The following is an 18,630-nucleotide window of genomic DNA, read 5'->3' on the forward strand; positions in this document are numbered from 1 at the left end:
CGCGCAAAAAAACGAACCTGGTCTGGTTCGTTTTTCTTAGTCAAGTTGGATTCCTTTTTCTGCTAGGTTCTCCAGGCATTCTTTCAGGTAACCCGCATGATGCTCGGGATAGATGGGGGTGCTCAAGGCTTCCTCTTCCAGTTCTGAATAAACTGGGCAGGTCTTGCCTCGGTAGGTCGATTCCCACCACTCTGGGCTAATCTTGTAGCCACGAGCGGTCATCTCCTCCATGATCAGACGGTGATAGGCATAGAGGCGATAGGGCGAGTAGTCAAAGACATAGTTGACCGTCGCGTGCTTCTTGCCCCAGCCATTGCCTCGAAGGGCGCAGCATTCCCGGTGTTGGCCCAGGAGCTGAGGACGAGGGAGTTTGGGAATCAAGTATTGGTGCCAGAGTCTCATCTATTGACCTCCTAGCAGCGTCGAGTCTTGTAAGTAGCGATTAGGATAGCGCTCCAATAGCGTCTGGATCCCCTTGATCAGATCCTCTTGGCTAGCTTGGCCATGCTGGTACTTCTCAAGTAGCAACATAAAGTCCGCCTTTTCCTCTGCAGTCGCCTTCTTTTTGAAATAGCCCCAGATATGCTGGAAGGCATTGGAGACCTGGCCACGATTTTCCGGCAAGGCCAGTGCTTGCTGGATCAGGTCCTCGACGTGGCTGACCTCTACCTGGTCTTGCTTGAGGTATTCCCGGATTTCCTTGTAGATATTACTGGAATGACTCAGCACCAGGTATTTATTTTTGGCCCATAGGACTTGGCAGTGATGTTTTTGATCCACTCGTGTCTCCTTTTGATCTTCTCTATCAATAGTCCTCCCATTATACCATGGAAATGAGTGAAGTTATAAAAAAGAGGCTGGGACAAAAGTCCTGGCCTCTTAATTGTTTTTGAATTGTCGAGCAAGACGCAGTGGTTGAGCGGGCTCTACTACGCTGATTTCATCAGCTTTTATAGCCCTACTCAACTGTGCGGAGGTGGGACGACGAAATCGAATTCTAACGAATTACCAATTTCTGTCCCACTCTCTCTTTCATTGATTACAAGGCTGTGATAGCTGTGATCAAACCAAAGATGATCCCTGGTGCATTGGCTGCAGCAAGTGGAATATCGCGTTCTTTTTTGAAGAGTCCGTAGTAAACCCAAAGGCTACAGTTGATGGCTGCGACAAGGGGTTGAATAAAGTTCCCTTTGTGACCAGCGAGGTTATCCATGATTTGTGGGAAGTAAGACACATACATCATAACAGACATAAAGGTCGCAACCCAACCAAGAATTTTCATTTGTTTCTCATTCATTTTGAAACTACCATTTCCTTTTCTTTTTTTAAGTATGCACTATTCTACCTTTTGTCCTTTACAAATTCAAGTCTTTTTTTCAAATGTTACCGAACTGTAAAGTGTCACAATCTTGTGATTTTGCAGGAAGATGGATTTCTTTTCGAGAGAGTCTTCTCTCTAGTTGCCATTTTTTTGACACTTTGTCTAATTCTTTTGCAAATGTGATCGTTTTCATTTTGCGTAGCATGCAAATTAATTGCATTTTCTTCCTATTTATGCTATTTTGATACACAGAGGTAAAATTTTATGAATAAACAAAAAATCAACCAAATCGTTGGCTCGATCGGTGCCTTTATTGGGATTATCGTTTTCATTGCCTACATCCCACAAATTATTGCTAATTTACAGGGAAACAAGGCCCAACCTTTCCAACCCTTGTCAGCTGCTATTTCTTGCTTGATCTGGGTCATTTATGGTTGGACAAAGGAACCTAAAAAAGACTGGATTTTGATCATTCCGAATTCGGCAGGTGTCATCCTAGGAGGATTGACTTTCCTTACATCACTTTAATAGAAAGCGAACAAAGACTGAACTCGACTGGTTCAGTCTTTTTTATATCCCTTTGAAAAGCAAAAACAATCGCAGTCGGTTTTCGTACAAAAAAGCCCGCTATGAGCAAGCTAAAAAAATTGACAATTCTTTTCTTTGAATAACCTATGCTGGATTATTGTGCAAAAATATCCAAATAATATCTGATTATTATTAGAGTATATTGAAACTTTCCGCTGTGAGAAAAGTGCCTGAAATAATTATGTTTCAGGCACTCGGAATTATTGAGACCTTAGGCTCAATAATTAGTCATGGAACTTCTTCGAAGTTCGCTGACGTCCGTACTCACCTAAGGAAAGTTTCTAATTTAATTTGAGTTTCTTTTCCTAAATCTGCACAATCTTGCGATAACTCCGAGAGGTGATCCAAAAGACGATCAGGTAGGTGACGAGAAAGACTCCACAGACACTGAGGGTGACGACGAGGACTTGGCCACTATTGATGACACCAAGGGCTTTGAGAATGAGACGAATCATATGGTAGGCAAAGGCCAGGTGGACAAAGGCAAAGATGAGGGGAAGGAAGAAGACAGTCCGCACTTGACGGTTGATGGTCCGTTTGACCTCATCTTCATCAAGCCCCACCTGTTGGAGGATGACAAAGCGGTCACGGTCTTCATAGCCTTCTGAAATTTGCTTGTAGTAGATAACGATGACGGTTCCGACCATAAAGATTAATGACAAGAAAATACCGATAAAGAAGATGCCACCAAAGAGGCTATTCATTTCTCTCACATTATATGCTCGATTGCCTCCATAGACAAATGTTCCTTGGGCCTGTTGGCTGCTCAATTCATCGATCATCTTGTCATAGATGGCTGCCAGCTTGAGTTGCTGGTCTTCGTCAACATTGACATTGAAACCACCATAGATTTGGGTAACGACAGCAAGGTTCGGAAACTTGGCAACAAAGGCTGAAAGGTCAGGTACGATCAGGTAATTGAAATCCTCCGTCAGCATGTTAAACATGTTTGGGACATGATCAGTGATAAAATCCTTGGTCACTTCTTCCTTGACTTGGAAGTCTTGCCCATTGATGGTGAACTGTTTCTGCCCTGTCAGAGCCTGGTTATGGGCAAAGAGAACGACTTGGTTGCCGGCCAGATCAACGTGTTCTCCTGTCATTTGTTCATAGCTAGCTGCATCAAAGACCAGAAAGACTGTTCTCGGTCTGACATCGCGTTCATCATCAGGATAGACCGTGAAGTCTGTGCCCTTTTGTGATTCGACCCCAAAGGTGGCATAGTTCACCAGGTCGCGATTTTTGATCTCAAGATGATGCTCAGAAGCAAATTCATCAAACTTCTGGTTGATTTGCTCCAGGTCCACCCCTTTTCCTTGAATGGAGAAATCATGTGGATTCATGATTTTCTTGATCATTTCGCCACCGACATAGATGTTGGTGGCAGCAGAGATCGTCACCAGCACCATGGTCGAGAGGATGGCAATGGTCGCAAGACCCACCGCATTTTTCTTCATGCGATAGATAAGGTTAGAGACCGAGATCATGTTGTTGGGTTGGTAATAATAGTTCTTCTTTTTCTTAAGAAGATGCAAGAAGACGGTGATCCCAGCATTAAAGAGTAAGTAGGTCCCGATCATAACCAAGACAACGGCTAGAAAGAAGATCAAAATCGCAGACATGGGGTCTTTGACGGACAAAGCTAGGTAGTAGCCAAAACCAAGAGAGGCTAAGCCAATGATGGTTTGGGGCCACAAGAAGCGGGCTTTCTTTTCACCACTAGCCTTCTCACGCGTCAACTGCAGGGCATTCAAACGGAGAATGCGCCAAGCATTGAGAAAAATTAAGAGGCCAAAGATGAGACCAAAGGTGACAAAGACCAAGACCACAATCCCAGGTTGGAAGGTGGATACTAGCTGAACCTTCATCTTCATCAGTTTCAAAAGAAAGGCAAAGATCAGCTTGTCAAAGAGAGCCCCGATCAAGACACCGGCTGAGATAGTCACAAAGCCAAAGATCAAGAGTTCCTTGAAGATCATGCTGATGAGATGGCGCTTCTCAAGGCCTAGCATGCTGTAGATTCCCAACTCCTTGGAGCGGTTTTTCATGACAAAGCTATTGGCATAGAGCACGATGATAGCCCCCGCAACATTTACCACGAACAGTCCCAATCCAAGGGTGAAGAGTATGGGAGATCCCCCTCGAAGCTCGTGAATATGGGGATTAAAGGTCAGGGAGTCAAAGAGGTAGGCGATGGTCACCGCGAGAATGACTGCAATCGCAAAGGGATAATAGAGCTTGCGGTTCTTGATCAAATTGGAGCAAGCTAATTTAGTGGTTAATCGAAACATCTACCCCACCTCGCTTGCCATGACTGTCAGAGTATCTGATATTTCTTGGAACATCTGACGCTCTGTTTTTTCCCCGCGGAAGATCTGGTTGTAGAGAATTCCGTCCTTGATAAAGAGCACGCGCTTAGCCCGAGCTGCCGCTGCGGTTGAGTGGGTCACCATGAGAATGGTTTGGCCCATGGTATTGATGTCTTCAAAGACATCGAGCAAAGCAGCCGAAGATTTGGAATCCAATGCCCCTGTTGGCTCATCAGCGAGGAGGATTTCTGGCGAGGTGATGATGGCCCGCGCTACGGCCACCCGTTGTTTTTGCCCACCAGAGATTTCGTAGGGGTATTTCTCTAGAAGTTGGTGAATGCCCAACTCCCGACTGACGCTCTCGACCTTGTTCATCATTTCCTTGACTGGTCTGCGTGAGAGAACTAGAGGGAGAAGGATATTGTCCTTGACAGATAAGGTATCGAGAAGGTTGAAATCTTGAAAGACAAAACCTAGTTTTTCCCGACGGAAGCTCGAGGCATCCTTGTTCTTGATGGTTGAAGTATCGGTGCCATTGAGGTAGACCCGTCCTTCGGTCGGCTGATCCAGCATGGCTAGGATATTGAGAAGGGTCGATTTCCCGGACCCAGATTCCCCCATGATGGCGACGTATTCCCCTTTTTCCACGGTAAAATGAATGTCCTTTAGGGCTTCAACCTGCGTCCCTTGAAAGCGGGTTTTGTAGATTTTTTTGATGTGTTGAACGTCTAGCAATGACATACTTTTCTCCTTTTACTAGTAGATCAAGAAAAATTCTTGGGTTTGTTGCAGGACTTGGAGACCAAATTCCGTCTTTTCCAGATCGGTTTGCTCATTTGGTTTCTTAATCTTTTTGGGTTCTTTCATCCATTTCAAGAGTTTCATTTTCTTGACCTCCTTCATTTGATGAGACTATTGTATAAAAAATAAAAGGCGGCTACCATAACCTAACCTTTCATTTTACCGTTTATTTCTTACATTTTTGTAAGATGGAAAAAAACTAATCCATGACCAGCTTCTTCTCTTCAAAGCGAATAGCGACGGTTGTGCCTTGGCCAACCTCTGAGTGGAGGCTAATCTTGTGGCCCAATTGCTCTGCAATTTTCTTAGTCAGATAAAGCCCCAGACCTGAGGATTGCTGGGTCATGTGGCCATTGTAGCCGGAGAAGCCCCGCTCAAATACGCGAAGGACATCGCTATTTTTGATTCCAATCCCGCTGTCTTTTATATAGAGGGTCTGGTCTTTGAAATAGATCTCAATTCCACCTGTACTGGTGTACTTGAGGCTATTGGACAAGAGTTGCTCGATGATGACCAAAAGCCACTTGCGATCGGTAATGACGGCGACGTCCAAATCATGCAGGTTCACTGTCAAGTTCTTTTGGATAAAAAAGAGGGCATATTTGCGGACCACTTCTTTGACCAAGTCCTCTAGCGACACGCGCTTTAAGACCAGATCGTCATGAAAACTCTCCAGTCGCAGGTACTGCAGAACCAGATTGGCATAGGAGTCAATCTTGAAAAGTTCCTGCTCCATCTGCTGCTTGACAATGGGTGTCTCGACATCTTGGACCAAGAGCTGGCTAGCTGCAATGGGCGTCTTAATCTGGTGAACCCAGAGGGTATAGTAATCCATCAGGTCATTGAACTTGGCCTGGGCGGTCTTCCCTTCCTGCAAGCGTGCCTGCTGTTCTTCCGTGTATTTTTCATAAAGGAGGTGTTCTAGTGGTGAGGCAACCTCAACTTCCTCATATAGTGCGGCTTTGCGGTAGTCTTGAAAGGTCATAGCGAAATCCCAGATCAAGACACAAAGGGCAAAAAAGCCTAGCACTAGGGTCGCATAGAGGAAAACCGTCCCCGTCTCTGGAAAGAGAAAGGCAAAGACCAAATCGACCATCAAAAAGATGACCACTAGATAGAGCAGGCGCCTGCGGGATACCACATACTGCCAAAAGATATTTCCATATTTATTCATGAACCAACCCGTAACCGATGCCTTTCTTGGTTTCGATGAAGTTTGACAAGCCAGCCTCTTCTAGTTTCTTGCGAAGGCGGGCCACATTGACAGACAAGGTATTGTCATCAATGAAGAAGTCGCTATTCCAGAGCTCTTTCATCATATCATCGCGCGCCACGATACTGCCTGCATGCTCAAACAGGACCCGCAAAATCTGAAATTCATTCTTGGTCAGCTTGATGACTTCCCCTTCATACACCAAGTCCGTGGACTTGAGATTGAGGATGGCGCCACGGTGCTCCAGCAGATTTTGATCCGTGCCAAATTCGTAAGAGCGACGCAAGAGCCCTTGGACCTTGGCAAGGAGCACATTTTGATCAAAAGGCTTGGTGACAAAGTCGTCTCCACCCATATTGATGGCCATAACAATATCCATGGCTTGATCCCGTGAGGAAAGAAACATAATCGGAACCTTTGAAACCTTGCGAATCTCCTGGCACCAGTGGTAACCATTGTAGAGTGGAAGGCCAATATCCATGAGGATCAAGTGGGGGTCGGTTTCGACAAAGATCCCAAGGACATCCATAAAATCCTCTACTGCGACCACTTCATAGCCCCATTGTTCCAATAATTGTTTGACCTGTTGGCGGATAATGTTATCATCTTCGACTAAGAGAATTTTATGCATGGCTTTCTTTCCTTCTTTTTTCTTCTTCCTATTATAACAGATTAAGAAGCAGAGAAAAAGACTGTTTCAGAGGGAAAGAAGATCTCATTCCTACTGTCTTGATGGAGGGCGCTTTTTCTCCATCCATTTTTGTGCTATACTGAAAGAAATAAGACACGGGAGGCACAGATGTCAACTATTTTTGATTACCTAAAAGAAGTGACCTACGATTCCATATACGACCGTCCTTTCAATGAACTGGATGTCCTGGCACTGACAGAGCTGACCTATCTTCCTTTTGATCGGATCGTGCCCCAAGGGGATACGACCAATATTGAAGTCCGCTTATCTGATGCTGCAAAGCTAGTCGATCGAACCACCGATTTCACCGTGACAGACCAACACCTGCAATTAGTCGATGACTTAGCTAGTTCAAAGCGTTTTAAGAACATCAAACTCCTCAACTATGTCAACGAATATGACCCCGATGTTCAGAAGCAGTTTGCGGCTATGACCTATCGTCTTACCATGGATGTTTATTTAGTTGTCTTCAGAGGGACGGATGACACCTTGATCGGCTGGAAGGAAGACTTCCACATGACCTATATGGATCATGTCCCAGCTCAGAGGCGCGCAGCCAGCTACCTGCAAAACGTCATGAAGGAATTTCCTAAAGGGCGCTTCTTAGTAGCCGGTCACTCCAAAGGGGGCAATCTCGCAACCTATGCCTGCACTTACCTGCCGGATTCCTTATTTGAACGAGTCGATGCCATCTACAGCTACGATGCTCCTGGCCTCAACAGGGCCATTATCGAGACCGAAGGCTACCAGCGGACATCCCCAAACATTCGTCGCTTTGTCCCCCAAGGATCCATCGTCGGCATGATGCTAGAAGTCCCTGAGCCTGCTACGATTGTCAAAAGCCGAGCTTTTGGTGGCTTTGTCCAGCATGACGCTTTTACTTGGATGATTGAGAAAGATAAATTTGTGACCCTAGATCAAACCAGTCCCGATAGCCAGCAGACCGTCGAGACCTTGAAGCAGTGGGTTCGCGAAACATCGGCGGATGAGCGCAAGAAGTTCTTTGATACCTTCTTCGGCCTCTTCTTAGATGCAGGCATTACTTCAATCAATGATTTGAGGAACTTGAAAAATTTCTCCAAGATCAAAGAGATCTTTCAAAATGCTCAAGACCTAGATCCTACAGAAAGGGAAATGCTGGAACGTCTAGCCAAGCAACTCCTCGATACCCGTGTCCAAGCTTGGAAAAAATGGCAGACGGTTCCCCGCATTCTGGTTCAAATGGCAGCATTTTTTAAGCGAAAAAAAGCAGTCGAGTCCTCCTCACCTCTGCTCCTTGAGCACAAAGATTGAGACTCAACAACTGAAAAAAGAGACCACCTCTTCTATTCACTAGAACGCAAAAATCATCTGAAATGTCTTTCAGATGATTTTCTATTTTCTATTGGTCCTGAGAAGATGGAGCATCTGGCGTGCTTGCTTCTATTACAGCTGCGCTTGCAGGCTCTGTTTCTTTCTCAGTTGTGGCAGGTTTGTTCCCTGCTGAAGCTGCTGCTTCTTTTTCTACCGGAGTTTCTGCAGTGACAGGCGTTTCAGTTGTGGTAGCTGGTTTGGTCACTTCGGTTGCAGATGGCATTGCTGCTAACTCTGCCTGAAAGGCTTGGATAGCCTGTAGTAAGGCTGACTTGTCACTCTTTGGATTAGCCAATTGGTCAAAGAGAGCTTCTAAGCGGTCAAATACAGCATCACTAGCCCCCTTGTCCTGCAATTGTTGGTGCAGGGCCATCAATTGGTTATAGAGCTGTTGATAAAGGGCGACATCCCCAATCTGAGGCTCTTCTGTTTGCTTTTGTTTTTGCTTTTCAATGGTGTCACTGATTTCGCGTAACAGAGCTTGTCCACTTGCAATAGCCTTGTCTGGATCCGTCTCATTTCCAAGTTGAGCCAAACTTGCTTCAAAGGCAGTTCGTTTGGCCTGGTCTTCGACTTGTGGCAAGAGCGACTGGATTTGCTCTGATAGTGCTGTCAGGATGTTGGTTCGTTGACGGGATTCTGTCGCCTTGTCCAACTCTCCATATAATCCCTTGAGGAAATCATAGACCGCTAAGTTATAAGTTGGGGACTGACTTCCTTTTTGATCCAAAACTGTTTTTTCAATAGGATAGGTTTGTCCTTTCTCTTGAGAGAAGAGCTGGTCAATTGCCTGCTTGGTTTGGTAGAGTTCCATGAAGTGAGCCTTGGAATCCCAGGCTTCTTCAAAGGCTTGGGACCGGTAAAGCTTCAAGGCTAGATCTGCCGCCTTGGTGCGGAGTTCTGGTGTCAAGCGCGCATCGCTCAAGCTTTGGTAGAAATACTTGAGGTAATCGACCGATGTCACACCCGTCCGATCTTGCATCTCCTGAACAGCTTCTAATAGCTTCCCTTCCTGCTCTAGACGCTTGCTGTCCTTGGCAGTATAGGCTTCCTGCAATTGAGAGACCAACTCTTCCTTCTTCAATTGGAAGGCTTCTGTGTCTAGCAAGCGCACTTGTTCCAGCAATTCTTGGTAACGACGATCCAAGGCTGTCTCTTCTTTTGGTTTGACCGCTTGGGTCGCATGAATATACTGCGCATCAATCTGTTTGAGACTGGCTAGATAGCCCTCTGTTGAGTTACTTGGGAAGCTCTTGACATTTTCCAAGAAGTGGCCCAAGATGAGCTCAATCCGTCGTTGTTGCAATGGATCAGAAGCATAGAGGCTGCGGCTTTCTGCTAAGAGCTGGTTGACCTTGTCCTCTACGACTTTCTTGTCCAAGTCTCCTTTTTTGTAAGGAGATTGGATGGTTGGAAGACGGTGGGCTAAGTAGTCTGCTAGTCCTGCTGAGCGGACCTTGATGTAGTGGTTGTGATCGCCATGCGGGATGACAAACTGACCATTTTCAATCTGGAGGCTATAAGGAGAAATCCCCGAACGAAGCGCTGTTGCATAGAGTTCATTGATAAAGTCTAGTTCAGGATTGCCAGTTTCAAGTGGGATCCGGACATGTTCCTTCCGAACGGCATAAGGATGGATGTGGGTCGGATCATATTCTTGGTCTGGATTGTTAAAGACAAAGAAACCATTGGAAATCTTAATGGCCTCGCGAGGGACACCGTAGGTCTTACTGATGTACTGGATCTTTTCCTCATCTGAGGCATCACGAGAATAGGTCGCAACGTCATCTGTCAGGGGCTGACCCTTGTCTTCTTCTTTCTTACCAGTTAGAGTTGCCTCCGCTGCTGCAATCTCTTGAGGAGAGAGGTCCTTTTTATAGAAATAATGGGCATGGTTGCCATGAGCGACCATATAGCCTTCCTCGTCCTTGCTGATGACCTTGTCAGCGTGGAAGCCGTGATCGTGCTCCTCTTCGTGCTCGTGATCATGACTGTCCCCATGTTCATGTTCATGATCGTGACTGTCGCCATGCTCATGATCATGCTCATGTTCAACTGGTTTTGTGCTTGGATTTGAAGGCAAGCTTGGACTTACTTCTGTTGGACTACTAGTTCCTTGAGCACGAAGCAATTGGAATTGCCGTGCCAACTCACGCTCTAAAGGCGATAGGGAGCTGTAAGGGATAAAGTGGAAATGATCCCCATGAGGGTAGACAATCCCTTGATCGGTCCACTTGGTAATCTTACTTGGATCAAAGACAGAACCATCAGACTCCACATGACGAGAAGACAACGGGGCTTTCTGCAATTCTTCGATCAAGTTGGTCAGGGTTGGACTCGGTTTGGAGGCAGTCGGTTTAGACGTCGTTGGGGTTGTCTGTGTATTGGTTGGACCGGCTGACGGCTGGTTGCTCTCTTGTTTCCCTATGCTTGGAGAGGCTTGATCTGGAGTTCCTTGCCCTTGTTCTGTACTTGCTCCAGCTAGGCGTGAGTTTCCAGCCTGGTGGCCACTATGACCGCCTAGGGCAGAGAGGGCTGCTGCTAACTCGCCAGCAGATAAGGCACTCTTTGGAATATAATGGTAATGTCCACCATGGGGCACAATAAAGCCGTCCCCTGTATCTGAAATGACATCTCCAGGACTAAAGACATAACCATCGTCCGTACGGTAGCCACCACCTGTATGGTTCTTAGCCGTCAGCATCTCAAGAGTCTTACCTTCTTTCAGCGCTTGACTAGGTTGACGGAAGTCACGGGTCTTGCCTGCCTTGTGCGAGGAGCTCGCCTGTACCGATCCTGTTTCCCCTTCTTCTTTAGCGCCACCTTTTTGTTGCTGAGCGATCTCTTCGATCGAGCGCACATTGACCGTATGTTGGGCATCCTTTAAGTAGAGATAGTATTTCCCAGCGCGTTTGATAATATAGCCATCCTTGACCTTGCTCACGATATCTGCTTCTTGCAACTGATAAGTTGGATCCCGCAAAATCAACTCTTCACTAAAGATGGCATCAAATGGGACCTTCCCGCTGTAGTAATGAAAATGATCCCCATGAGAAGTGACAAAGCCTTCATCTGTAATCTTGATGACAATCTGCTCTGCCTGGGTCTTTTCCTTGGCATTGACCGCTTCGATGCTGTCTTCCTTTTTACTGGAGGCAGACGATGACGATTTCTTGTCCGCTTGCAAATACTGAATCTGATTCTTTTTCTCTTCCTTGACTTGTGGTTGCTGACTGAGCGCATAGGCACAGAGTCCTAGCCCCAAAGTCGCTACAATTCCAATCGTTCCCTTTTTCTTCATTCTTGATTTACTCCTCTAATTCCTTGGCTAAAGTCGCCATATTTTCTTCTAAATTTTCTAATAGATCCTTATCATTTTGTGGATCAGCTTCCAGTGGATCCAGAACCTTAACACGCGCCCCTGTTGCCTTGGCGATACTATCTGCCACCTTTGACGACGTGTGCTTTTCCACAAAGATCGTTTTCACCTTGTAGTCTTTGACAAACTGCTGGATCTCCGCCAATTGCCGAGCGGTCGGTTCTTGCTCTGGGGATATCCCTGCAATCCCTAACTGCTTGAGACCAAAGCGTTTGGCCAGATAAGAAAAGGCCGTATGCTGGGTCACAAAAGTCTTTTGCTTGGCCTTGTCAAAGAGAGGCTGGTAGTGGGCTACTAGGTCCTCACAGCGCTTTTCAAGCTTTTGAGCATTGGCCTGGTAGAGCTCCTTGTTCTTTGGATCGATCTCTCCCAAACGCTGGGCGATAACCTTTCCTTCCTCTGCAATTTTTACAGGATCCAACCAAGTATGCGGATCATACAAGTGCTTGGATTCTTTTCCCTGACCAGCATCGACATCCTCTAATCCAGCCACCTTATCAAGGGTCATTCCTTGGCTACCTTCGATCACTCGCAACTTGGAACCTTGAAGATTAGGATCTAAGCGACCGGCCCAAGATTCCAGGGTCTGAGAATGATAGACAAATACATCCGCATCATAGATCTGGGCTACTTCCTTGGTTGAGGGTTCATAATCATGGATCCCTGCACCTGACTGAACCATCCAGATGTCATTTTGATCGCCAGAGATTTCCTTGACCAGGGCATAGATAGGATAAAAACTCGTGACAATTTTAAGACCTTTTTTAGAAGGGGGCTTGCCCGCATTTCCTTGACTTCCACAAGCTGTCAGCAGAAAGAAACCGAGAAACAAGAGTCCCAGAACCTTCATTCTTCTCCAATTCATCCTTCACCTCTTTTTTATTTTCGTTAACTAGTTTATTAATCAGTTAATTAACTAGTTAATAATACTGCTAATCATTTGCTTTGTCAAGCCTTTTTTACATTTTTTTCCTTTTAATGCTAGAGACTAACAGTTGCCTAGACTCCACGAGCCTTCCTTGCAGTAAAAAAAGAGAGTGGGACAGAAATCGGTAATTCGTTAGAATTCGATTTCATCGTCCCACCTCCGCACAATTGAGTAGGGCTGTAAAAGCTGATGAAATAAGCGTAGTAGAGCCCACTCAACCACTGCGTCTTGCTCGACAATCCAAAAATAATTGAGAGGCTAGGACTTTTGTCCCAGCCTCTTTTCCGACTCCTATTCTTCTTCTGGGTAAACCAAGCCCCAGTCTTTGCGGAGTTGAGTCATGAGGTCCATGACATCACGGCTGTAGTTTAGGTAGAGATGATTTTCCCTTCCTGCGACTGCTGCTTCCATATCAAGGACTTCATACTGGAGGGCTTTAGCGGTTTCTCCTGCTTCGATCACTTCTTGTGATCCATCTTCCGTATAGGTGATGACCGCTTTTTGCCCACGCGGGTATTCGTAGAGTTCGATATAACCCTTGTCATAAGCGATCGTCCCACGTTTCGGTTGTTTGGCGTGAAGACTCAGCGTCACCGTTGCCATTTCCCCTTCACGATTCGTAAGAAGGATCCCCGCTTGCTCATCGACACCAGTCGGTGCCAGCTTGACCTGTGAAACCATCTCTGTCGGCTGTGACGTCATAAACCAACGTACGAAAGACAGGGCATAGACACCGATGTCCAGTAGAGCTCCACCTGCCAGATTGCGATTGAAAAAGCGGTTGGTCATGTCGTATTCCTTATAGGAACCGAAGTTCATCTGGATAACCTTAAGGGATCCCAGCTTGCCACTTGCTACAATTTCAGAGAGTTTCCGATAAATAGGCATATGGAAAATGGTCATGGCTTCTGCTAGTTTGACATGGTTTTCTTCAGCAAGCTTTATCGCTTCTGCCAATTCCTCACTGTTGAGGGTGATGGACTTTTCGCAGAGCACGTGCTTGCCAGCTGCGAGGGCCTTACGAAGATACTGGATATGAGTATTGTGAGGCGTTGAGATATAGATGATATCCACTTCAGGGTCTTCAAAGACTTCATCAATCTCTTTATAAACCTTTTCGATCCCGTATTTCTCAGCGAAGGCTACCCCCTTGTCATAGGTACGATTGGCAACGGAATAGAGTTTCCCACCAAGCGCTTCAAGGGCTTGCGCCAATTCATTGGCAATAACGCCTGTTCCAAGACTCGCCCACTTATAGTTGATGTGATAGCCCATGGTTTAATCTCCTTTTTTATTGACGGTAGAAATATTGATCAGCTGGGTAGTTTCCTGCAGATTGAGTCACCACCAGACGGGCCTTACTGGTGTCAGACTGGTCTCCATCTGGATTTTGGAAGCCAATTTTCAGCAGTCCAATCGCCGCACCGGTCTCACCCATCTTCAGTTCAACATAAGGGATCTTGCTCTTCTTATCTGAGTCCGCAACGGCCTTGAGGCTGCCTTGGCCCTTGACTTTTCCGTCTGCTTGGATGACGATCTCAGCCCCCTTGCCATTGCGCCAAGTTCCAGCTAAGCTAGAGAAGTCGCCTCCGTTAATGGCCGCAATATCCAAGTCTTTCTCTTTTTTCGGTTGCGGGTAGGCTTTCCACCACTCTAGATGGTAATCACGGTAGGCCGCATCCCCAAAGAGAATCCGACGTTCTTGGGAAGCTACTCCGTCAGGACCTGTCACACCCGCTGGGATCAAGTACAAGGTTTGCTCCTGCCCTTGGATCGCAGTCGCATTTGCCCCTGTGAAATAAACTTCATAATAGCCTTTTCGCTTCTTGGGCTCTTTTTCTTTATTGAACAAGTAACTTGCCCGAGTGCCTCCACTCCAGAAAGTCCAGCCAGTCTCCCCATTTACAATACTTGGAAAGGCATTGGTCTTGTTTTGGTAGTATTCTTCTGGAGTATAGCCATAAAGTTTAAAACCGGAATCTGCGATTTCCTTTTCATAGGTATCATTGGAATAAGCACCTTCAAACGGTGAGAGATTGCCATCAAGGACGACATCATTTGGATCTGTCGATTTGAAAAAATCCTCCCGATTGGCAAAGACCATCTCGTGGTCGGGATTTTTGTCAGACATGGTGACCGTGATCAAAGGCTTCTTATCTGTCTTGTATTTAAAGACACGAACAGTGACTGTAAAGTCTGTATTGCCATCGGACTTTTTCATCTTGCCTGTCGAAACTTTATTAGACCCTTCGACCTTCCAATCCGTGCTAAATTCAGCGGATACCTTGCCGTCAGCTGTTTGGTAATCGATCTTCCAGGCCTTGCCTTTTTTCTCGATTTTGGCTTCATCCCGTTCATTAGAGACATAGTCACCACTCAGGTCAATAGCTTTTTCCTTTGGCTTGGTGACCTTCTTGCTAGTCTGGTTAAATTCCTTTTGATGGTCTGGTTGGATGTTGGAGCTAGAGTAGAGATAAACTCCTCCGATCAGAACAACTGCTCCGACCAGCCCCAAAATCGGCCCCAGGTATTTTTTCTTCCACTTAAGATTCATTTTACTACCTCCATGGAATAAGATCTTTACACTAGTATACCCTAAATCGAAAGTATAGTAAAATTCCCCTCTATATAGTGGTTTTCCAGGTTTAAACTGACTAGTCTTAGCAGAGAATACCTGTTTCTCAAAAATAATATTTTGTTTATCGTTATTTTTTTATCGTTTTTCGATACTTTTTTATTGACTATTTTTTTATAAAGAGTATACTATAAGTGAAAAATAAATAAACTTCAAGGAGGCTTGCGATGAAAAACTCAAAAACCTTAAAAAATGTCATTGAAGTCTTGACGGCTTTCATTTACTTCTGTGGCTTTATGACTGTGGCTGCACTGGTCGTCCACCTGCTTTCACGGATGGGAGTGTTTAAAGATCTCATTCAAACTGGACGCTTGTCCTTTGATGTGAATGGCATCCAACTCTTCCCCAAACATCCGCAACCTCTCTGGCAGTTGCTCTTCCCACTAGCCTCAAGCGCTATCTATATTTACCTTCTCATCACCATTCGCAGCTTCCTCCAAAATCTCTACCAAGAAAAGATCTTTTCTCACTCCAACATTGATCTTTGCAACCGAGCTTGGAAGATTCTCTTGGTCTTGTCCTTTATGTCTGGCACACTTGAAACCAGTGGAAATGCTTATCTCCTTCCCTTCACTTTCCAATTTACCTTTAACACAGGGCTTCTCCTTGCCGTTCCAATCGTCTGGGTCTCTGGCAAGATATTAGAGAGAGGGATTGAGATCGCAGAAGAAAATGAGCTGACCATTTAAGGAGGGGACCATGATTATCGTCAATCTAGATGTCATGCTGGCCAAGCGAAAGATGAAATCCAATGAGCTAGCCGACAAAATCGGCATCACGACAGCCAACCTCTCCATCCTCAAGACAGGCAAGGCCAAAGCCATCCGCTTCACCACCCTTGAAGCCATCTGCAAAGAACTCGACTGCCAGCCAGGAGATATCCTAGAATACCGGCCGGATGAATAGGAAAATATAATTTGAGACCTTCCTTGGGTGAGGACGGACGGTAGCGAATCCCTTTGGGATTCCATACCTAATATTTGAGCCTACTGTCTCAAATCTCCCGAGAGTCTGAAATGATACCGTTTCAGACTCTTTTCTCACTGCGGAAGTCTCCGTTAACATCCATTGCTAATAGGACTCATCTACCATCCTTGTAAAACTCAATGATAGGAACCATATCAATACAACAAAAGCACTCCCGCGGGAGTGCTTGAGAGCGTAGACAATTTGTTCTTCCTTACAAATCAAATTAATTTTATAAAAATCAAAAAATTTATTCGTTAGAATTATTCAATCATCTACTGAAACTTTCCGCCGTGAGAAAAGTGCTAGAAACAATTGTGTTTCTAGCACTCGGGAGTTTTGGAACCTAGGGTCCAAAACTAAGTCATGGAACTTCTTCGAAGTTCGCTGACGTCCGTACTCACCTAAGGAAAGTTTTTTAGATGATTTTTTCTTTGTCTATCGTTTAGCCGATGATGCTTCCATTTGGTACAGATGGATCAACTGTTAAGACTGTTAATTGATCTCCGTGTTCCGCGGAAAGAATCATGCCTTGGCTGACATATTTCTTCATCATCTTACGTGGTTTGAGGTTGGCCACGATTTGGAGTTTCTTGCCGACCAATTCTTGTTCATTTGGATAGAATTGAGCGATACCTGAGAGGATTTGACGGTCTTCGCCATCTCCTGCATCTAGGCGGAAGCGAAGCAGTTTGTCTGATCCTTCGACGCGTTCCACTTCTTTGACTTCTGCTACACGGATTTCAACCTTGTCAAAGTCTTCAAATTTGATCTCGTCTTTTTCAGACTTGAGTTCCACTTCTTCTGGAATCCATTCTTTTTCTTGTGGTTTGCCTGCAGTCATTTGAGATTGGATGTAGGCAATTTCTTCTTCCATGTCAAGACGTGGGAAGATTGGAGTTCCTTTGGCAACCACTGTGACATTTTCAGGGAAGCCTGCTAAGGTCAAGTTTTCAAGATCGAAGTCCAAGCCCAAGCCAAGTTGTTCCATGATGGCGTTTGAGGTGTTCATCATGAATGGTTGGATCAAGTGAGCCACGACACGAAGGCTAGCTGCCAAGTGAGCCATGACCGCTGCCAATTGTTCCTTGTCGCCATCTTCTTTAGCGAGGACCCAAGGCGCTGTCTCATCTATGTACTTGTTGGTCCGAGAGATGATGTTCCATACGGCTTCCAAAGCGCGTGGGTAATCAACCGCATTCATTTGCTTGTGGTATTCAGCGATGTTTTCTTCAACTACCTTAGCCAAATCAGCATCAAATGCAGTGACATTTTCGACATAAGCAGGAACTTGACCACCAAAGTATTTGTTAATCATGGCTACCGTCCGGTTAAGGAGGTTTCCAAGGTCATTGGCCAATTCATAGTTGATACGAGCCACGTAGTCTTCTGGTGTGAAGGTCCCATCAGAACCAACTGGAAGGCTACGCATGAGGTAGTAACGGAGTGGATCCAAGCCGAAGCGTTCCACCAACATTTCTGGATAGATGACATTCCCTTTAGACTTCGACATCTTGCCGTCTTTCATGACAAACCAACCATGGGCAATCAAGCGTTCTGGCAATTTGATATCCAACATCATGAGAAGGATTGGCCAGTAGATCGAGTGGAAACGAAGGATGTCTTTTCCAACCATGTGGAAGACGGTTCCGTTCCAGAATTTATCAAAGTTTTCATGATCTTCTTGACCGTAACCAAGAGCCGTCACATAGTTGAGAAGGGCATCAATCCATACATAGACCACGTGTTTTGGATTAGATGGAACTGGAACTCCCCAGGTAAAGGTAGTCCGAGATACCGCCAAGTCTTCCAAGCCTGGCTCGATGAAGTTTTTCAACATTTCATTGAGACGGCCATCTGGCGTAATGAAATCCGGTTGAGATTTGAAAAATTCAACCAAGCGGTCTTGGTATTTGCTGAGGCGAAGGAAGTAAGATTCTTCGGAGACCCATTCTACTTCGTGGCCTGATGGGGCTACCCCACCGATGACCTTGCCATTCTCATCACGGAATACCTCAGCCAATTGGCTTTCTGTAAAGAACTCTTCATCAGAGACTGAATACCAACCAGAGTACTCACCCAGGTAGATGTCGTCTTGCGCAAGCAAGCGTTCAAAGACCTGAGCCACTACTTTTTCATGGTAGTCGTCTGTCGTACGGATGAATTTATCATATGAGATATCAAGTAATTGCCAGAGTTCTTTCACTCCAACGGCCATCCCATCTACGTAAGCTTGTGGCGTAATCCCAGCTTCTTCTGCTTTTTGCTGGATCTTTTGACCGTGCTCATCGAGACCAGTCAGGTAGAAGACATCGTAGTTCATCATGCGTTTGTAACGCGCCAAGACGTCACAGGCGATCGTTGTATAAGCTGAACCAATATGCAATTTACCAGATGGGTAATAGATAGGGGTTGTGATGTAGAATGATTTTGTCATTTTCTTTTC

At 45.6% G+C, this 18,630-nt stretch carries 17 protein-coding genes; 4 read left to right on the forward strand and 13 right to left on the reverse strand.

Annotated elements, in window-relative coordinates; translation table 11 throughout:
• Positions 1-36 precede the first annotated feature (36 nt).
• From LIZ08_RS01750 to LIZ08_RS01760, 3 genes are all read right to left on the reverse strand, one after another.
• Positions 37-402, reverse strand: coding sequence for a TIGR02328 family protein (locus LIZ08_RS01750; RefSeq protein WP_227038144.1), 366 nt, complete (start codon positions 400-402; stop codon positions 37-39).
• The gene (locus tag LIZ08_RS01755; RefSeq protein WP_227038145.1) at positions 403-780 is read right to left on the reverse strand and encodes a YbgA family protein; all 378 of its coding nucleotides are present in this window, start codon (positions 778-780) and stop codon (positions 403-405) included.
• 259 nt (positions 781-1,039) lie between these two features.
• On the reverse strand, positions 1,040-1,297 hold the full coding sequence (locus tag LIZ08_RS01760) for a SemiSWEET family transporter (RefSeq protein WP_003011864.1): 258 nt from the start codon (positions 1,295-1,297) through the stop codon (positions 1,040-1,042).
• 288 nt (positions 1,298-1,585) lie between these two features.
• Here LIZ08_RS01760 and LIZ08_RS01765 point away from each other — a divergent pair, with 288 nt between their 5' ends.
• Positions 1,586-1,849: a SemiSWEET family transporter gene (locus LIZ08_RS01765; RefSeq protein WP_003012241.1), complete on the forward strand. Its 264-nt coding sequence runs from the start codon at positions 1,586-1,588 to the stop codon at positions 1,847-1,849.
• A gap of 365 nt (positions 1,850-2,214) precedes the next feature.
• On the opposite strand, the gene LIZ08_RS01770 is transcribed toward LIZ08_RS01765, so the two are convergent.
• The 5 genes from LIZ08_RS01770 to LIZ08_RS01785 all read right to left on the reverse strand — a co-directional run bounded on the left by LIZ08_RS01770 (position 2,215) and on the right by LIZ08_RS01785 (position 6,863).
• Positions 2,215-4,200: an ABC transporter permease gene (locus LIZ08_RS01770; RefSeq protein ID WP_227038146.1), complete on the reverse strand. Its 1,986-nt coding sequence runs from the start codon at positions 4,198-4,200 to the stop codon at positions 2,215-2,217.
• Complete coding sequence (locus LIZ08_RS01775; protein WP_227038147.1) at positions 4,201-4,959, reverse strand: ABC transporter ATP-binding protein; 759 nt, start codon at positions 4,957-4,959, stop codon at positions 4,201-4,203.
• A gap of 15 nt (positions 4,960-4,974) precedes the next feature.
• The gene (locus LIZ08_RS10380; RefSeq protein WP_009732443.1) at positions 4,975-5,103 is read right to left on the reverse strand and encodes a hypothetical protein; all 129 of its coding nucleotides are present in this window, start codon (positions 5,101-5,103) and stop codon (positions 4,975-4,977) included.
• 115 nt (positions 5,104-5,218) lie between these two features.
• On the reverse strand, positions 5,219-6,193 hold the full coding sequence (locus LIZ08_RS01780; protein WP_227038148.1) for a sensor histidine kinase: 975 nt from the start codon (positions 6,191-6,193) through the stop codon (positions 5,219-5,221).
• Positions 6,186-6,863 (reverse strand): response regulator transcription factor, encoded by a 678-nt coding sequence (locus tag LIZ08_RS01785; protein WP_024056182.1) that lies wholly within the window; start codon positions 6,861-6,863, stop codon positions 6,186-6,188. Before LIZ08_RS01785 ends, LIZ08_RS01780 begins: the two co-directional genes overlap by 8 nt.
• A gap of 168 nt (positions 6,864-7,031) precedes the next feature.
• Here LIZ08_RS01785 and LIZ08_RS01790 point away from each other — a divergent pair, with 168 nt between their 5' ends.
• Positions 7,032-8,216, forward strand: coding sequence for a DUF2974 domain-containing protein (locus LIZ08_RS01790; RefSeq protein WP_155171453.1), 1,185 nt, complete (start codon positions 7,032-7,034; stop codon positions 8,214-8,216).
• Positions 8,217-8,304: 88 nt separating this feature from the next.
• On the opposite strand, the gene LIZ08_RS01795 is transcribed toward LIZ08_RS01790, so the two are convergent.
• The 4 genes from LIZ08_RS01795 to LIZ08_RS01810 form a co-directional block, all read right to left on the reverse strand.
• Positions 8,305-11,577: a pneumococcal-type histidine triad protein gene (locus LIZ08_RS01795; protein WP_227038149.1), complete on the reverse strand. Its 3,273-nt coding sequence runs from the start codon at positions 11,575-11,577 to the stop codon at positions 8,305-8,307.
• Positions 11,578-11,584: 7 nt separating this feature from the next.
• Positions 11,585-12,520, reverse strand: a complete 936-nt coding sequence (locus LIZ08_RS01800) for a metal ABC transporter solute-binding protein, Zn/Mn family (protein WP_129299587.1) — start codon at positions 12,518-12,520, stop codon at positions 11,585-11,587.
• A gap of 354 nt (positions 12,521-12,874) precedes the next feature.
• The gene (locus LIZ08_RS01805) at positions 12,875-13,858 is read right to left on the reverse strand and encodes a Gfo/Idh/MocA family protein (protein ID WP_049486554.1); all 984 of its coding nucleotides are present in this window, start codon (positions 13,856-13,858) and stop codon (positions 12,875-12,877) included.
• 16 nt (positions 13,859-13,874) lie between these two features.
• On the reverse strand, positions 13,875-15,137 hold the full coding sequence (locus tag LIZ08_RS01810; RefSeq protein ID WP_227038150.1) for a DUF6287 domain-containing protein: 1,263 nt from the start codon (positions 15,135-15,137) through the stop codon (positions 13,875-13,877).
• A gap of 248 nt (positions 15,138-15,385) precedes the next feature.
• Between LIZ08_RS01810 and LIZ08_RS01815 the strand changes: the two genes are divergently transcribed.
• Positions 15,386-15,907: a DUF2975 domain-containing protein gene (locus LIZ08_RS01815; RefSeq protein WP_003006066.1), complete on the forward strand. Its 522-nt coding sequence runs from the start codon at positions 15,386-15,388 to the stop codon at positions 15,905-15,907.
• Between the two features lie 10 nt (positions 15,908-15,917).
• Entirely contained in the window at positions 15,918-16,124 is a 207-nt protein-coding gene (locus LIZ08_RS01820) for a helix-turn-helix domain-containing protein (RefSeq protein ID WP_003006064.1), read from the forward strand.
• Positions 16,125-16,629: 505 nt separating this feature from the next.
• Here LIZ08_RS01820 and metG read toward each other — a convergent pair.
• On the reverse strand, positions 16,630-18,621 hold the full coding sequence (metG, locus tag LIZ08_RS01825) for a methionine--tRNA ligase (RefSeq protein WP_070450347.1): 1,992 nt from the start codon (positions 18,619-18,621) through the stop codon (positions 16,630-16,632).
• Positions 18,622-18,630: the final 9 nt, after the last annotated feature.

This window comes from Streptococcus sp. 210928-DFI.4.42 (assembly GCF_020554365.1).
In the GTDB taxonomy this organism is placed as follows: Bacteria; Bacillota; Bacilli; order Lactobacillales; family Streptococcaceae; genus Streptococcus; species Streptococcus parasanguinis_S.